The organism is Desulfobaculum sp. (assembly GCF_054921475.1).
Map to the genome: position 1 here is coordinate 1 of NZ_JBUDSW010000339.1, position 3121 is coordinate 3121.

Genomic DNA, 3121 nt, shown 5'->3' on the forward strand with positions numbered 1-3121 from the left:
AGGGGCTGGGCGGTGCGCATCATGCCGTAGCCACTAATGGTTGCCAGCACGCCAGCGCTCACCGCCACGGCGGCGGCTTTGCCGCGCGCGGCCACGGGCATGGCAATGCTCCCGGCAATGAGGCCAGCAAGGGCGTTGGCGCCGATGAGCGACGCCGCCTGCAACAGCCACGGCACGGGAACCAGCGCGCTGGAGAGCGGAAGCCACGCAAAGCCTGTGAACAGCCAGCCGCGCAGGGCCTCAAGGGCGGTCCAGAGCGCAGCGGCGAAAAGCCCTGTCGCCAGCCAATGGAGCCTCTCCTGCACCAGCCGGAGCCCAGCGGCGAAGATGCCCGTGTACAGCCCGCAGTACACCCCAAGCAGCATGGGGCAGGGCGCGGCCAGTATCCACGGCAGGTTGCCGTAGTCGTGCACGGGCAGCGCCACCCAGTACATGCAGCCGCCGTAGGCCAGTGCGCCCGCAATGAGCGCGCTGCGGAAGGCTTTGGCCGGGGTGGCGGCAAAGAGGCCGCACAGCGCGATGCCAAGCGGGAACAGGAGAATGAGGAAAGGGACCTGAATAAACGGATTGGCAAATCCTATCCAGGCCCCGATGCAGGCAATGAGCGTGGCGATGATGTGGCGCAATGGCTATTCCGAGTCTGTAGGAGCCTCTGAGCGGGGCTTGATGAGTATCCAGTGGATTTGCTTGGCGTCGGCGTCCTTAATTTCAAAGACTTCGCCGTTGACGGCGAAGCTTTCGCCATTGGTGGGGACGCGGCCTGCCAGTTCGCAGATGAATCCACTCAGGGTCTCCACCTGTTCGGACTCCAGCTTCAGCCCCAGCCGCTCCTCAATTTCCTCAAGGGGGGCGCGTCCGCTGACCATGAAGGTGTTTTCTTCAACGGTCTGGATGTCTTCCGGGCGGGGCTGGTCGTATTCGTCTTCAATCTCGCCGACGATTTCCTCCATGATGTCCTCAAAGGTCACGAGGCCGGAGGTGCCGCCGTATTCATCAAGAGCGATGGCGAGGTGATTCTTGGTGGAGCGGAAAAGCTGCAACATATCCGTCACGGCCTTGGTCTCGGGTATGAGCAGCGGCTGACGCATAATGTCGCGGCATGTGGCGGTGCTGTCCTCATGCTTATGGCTGACCCGCAAGAGGTCCTTGGCGTGGACGATGCCTACGATGTTATCTCGGTTTTCCTTGTAGATGGGGATGCGGGAGTGCCCGCACTCCATAATGAGGGCGGCAATGTCTTCCAGCGGGTCCTCAATCTCCGCACACTGGATGTCCGTGCGGGGAATCATGATATCGCAGACCTGTTTGCGTCCAAGTCGGAGGACGTTTGACATCATGGAGACTTCCGTCGCCGTGAGTTCTCCGTCCTGTCTGGCCTCAAGAAGGGCGTCTTCGATCTGGCTGCCCTTGTGGCCGAAAAGTCTACTGAAAAGAGAGGTGAACAATCCTTCCGAATCGTCTTCCAACGTGGTTCCTCCTGTGGTGTGTTGGCGCGTAATACTTCTTCGAAAATGTAAGAGGTTGCAAGCCTACGTCAAGCCTTTTTCCCGGTAGAGTTGCAGATGACGTCGTGCAACCCAGTTGCCGACGGCGGGAATACCGTTTTCGTCCACCGTCCGCCAGACAATTTCGCCCCCGCCTTCCTTGAGCAGGCGTCCGCGTTCCATGAACTGTATTCCGGCCTCCAGGCGCTTGGTGTCGAACTCTTCGTACCTGTTCTGCACACGCACCATGGACCACAGGGTGACCTTTTTGGACGCCTCTGGGTCAAAGAGCTGCGCCATGACGACGTAGCGCTCGCCAATTTCAAACTTCAGGCCGGACTGTTTCACGGTCTCGTGCGGCAGTTCAAGGCGCATGCCGCCGGAGGAGATATTCATGATGCGGATGGGTCTGTCGGTCATATCGCGCGAGGCAAGAAGCGGCGGACGGCCCCAGTCCTTGATGTGGGTGAGGCGTTTGCCGTCTCTGGACATCGGGTCCGGCCACAGGGCCAGCCCAAGCGTGTATTGCAGGGGCGGCTCTATGCGCAGGGACAGGCGCTTTTGGCTGAGTTCCACATGCTCGGGAACCGGCAGGCTCAGCAGGGTGACGTCCTTGGAAACCTTGCGGATGCCCTTGATGCGCGTGGAAAAGGTGTAGAAGTCGGAATGTCCGGGCCGGGCGGGGTTCGTAATGCGGAAGAAGCACTCCACGGGGCGCTCCAGCCAGCCTTGGTGCGCTTTGATAAAGCCGGAGATTTCAAGCTCCAGCAGGCCGTTTCGGACGTCTTCCAGTGAGCAGGCGGTGGAGGTTCGGTTGCCGGCGTTGCTTTCGCCGCCAAAGCGCAGTTCGATTTTGCTGCGCTGAACCATGACGGAGTCAAAGAGGTTGGCGATATCGCCGGGGTCAACAATCCATGACGGGGGCGTGGTTTTCCTGCGCGAGCGCATGTAGTGGTTCACCAAAATGCCGCACCCGCCCACGATGAAGACCACGCTCAGCGTGGCAAGAATCGTGATGAAGGTGTCGCCGGACAGTCCCCAGGAGCCGAAGGTGTTCTGGACGTTGTTCAGGAAGGACTTGTCAATAGTCCCGCGCTGGGCCGTGATGAGCGGCAGGGCGCTGTCTGTGAGAATGTCGGGGGAAAGCTGCATGGACTCTCTGGCTCCTCCTCGGAGCATAGTGTGTTTGCTGTGCGCCGCCGTGGCGGCGGGGGTGTGGCAGCATGGCGCGGTGGCGTTTGGGGCGACAGGTTTTTGACGCGGCAATTGGCCGCTGTGCGTATTTGCCCGTCCTGCAAGGAAAAGCGTTGGCTGCTGCCCTGTATTTATGCAAAAAGAAGTCCAGAGTACAAGTCTTTTGATGCATGAAAAAGAGCTGAAATGGCGGGATATTGCGACGAGGGGATGACGCGGCCACGAAATGGAAGGGGGGTGCGGGCCAAACAGAGGCGAAACGCAACCGCCGACGGGACGCGACGTGTGCCGGTAGTATACTCCGGGAGATGTGTGGTGTGAACGATTTTCGTTACAAAATCGTCACAGGCGTGGTGCTGTTGGTGGCGGCCAAGGGCGGTACCGGCAACTGTTGGGTGGAGCGCATTGAGAGGTGGCCCGTGAGCGGTGAAGTGTTGAGAGGT

At 60.2% G+C, this 3121-nt stretch carries 2 protein-coding genes and 1 pseudogene; all 3 read right to left on the bottom strand.

The window, feature by feature from the left end:
• Nucleotides 1-626: pseudogene (locus ACY69P_RS15550) on the bottom strand (apolipoprotein N-acyltransferase); the annotation flags it as partial.
• Between the two features lie 3 nt (nt 627-629).
• Entirely contained in the window at nt 630-1466 is an 837-nt protein-coding gene (locus ACY69P_RS15555) for a hemolysin family protein (protein WP_404844892.1), read from the bottom strand.
• A 63-nt stretch (nt 1467-1529) separates the two neighbouring features.
• Complete coding sequence (locus ACY69P_RS15560) at nt 1530-2636, bottom strand: PilZ domain-containing protein (RefSeq protein ID WP_462328137.1); 1107 nt, start codon at nt 2634-2636, stop codon at nt 1530-1532.
• Nucleotides 2637-3121 lie beyond the last annotated feature (485 nt).

What these genes read in the sequence shown, in the direction of transcription:
- ACY69P_RS15560 (WP_462328137.1), bottom strand. Translation starts at nt 2,636, where the DNA reads ATGCAGCTTTCCCCCGACATTCTCACAGACAGCGCCCTGCCGCTCATC.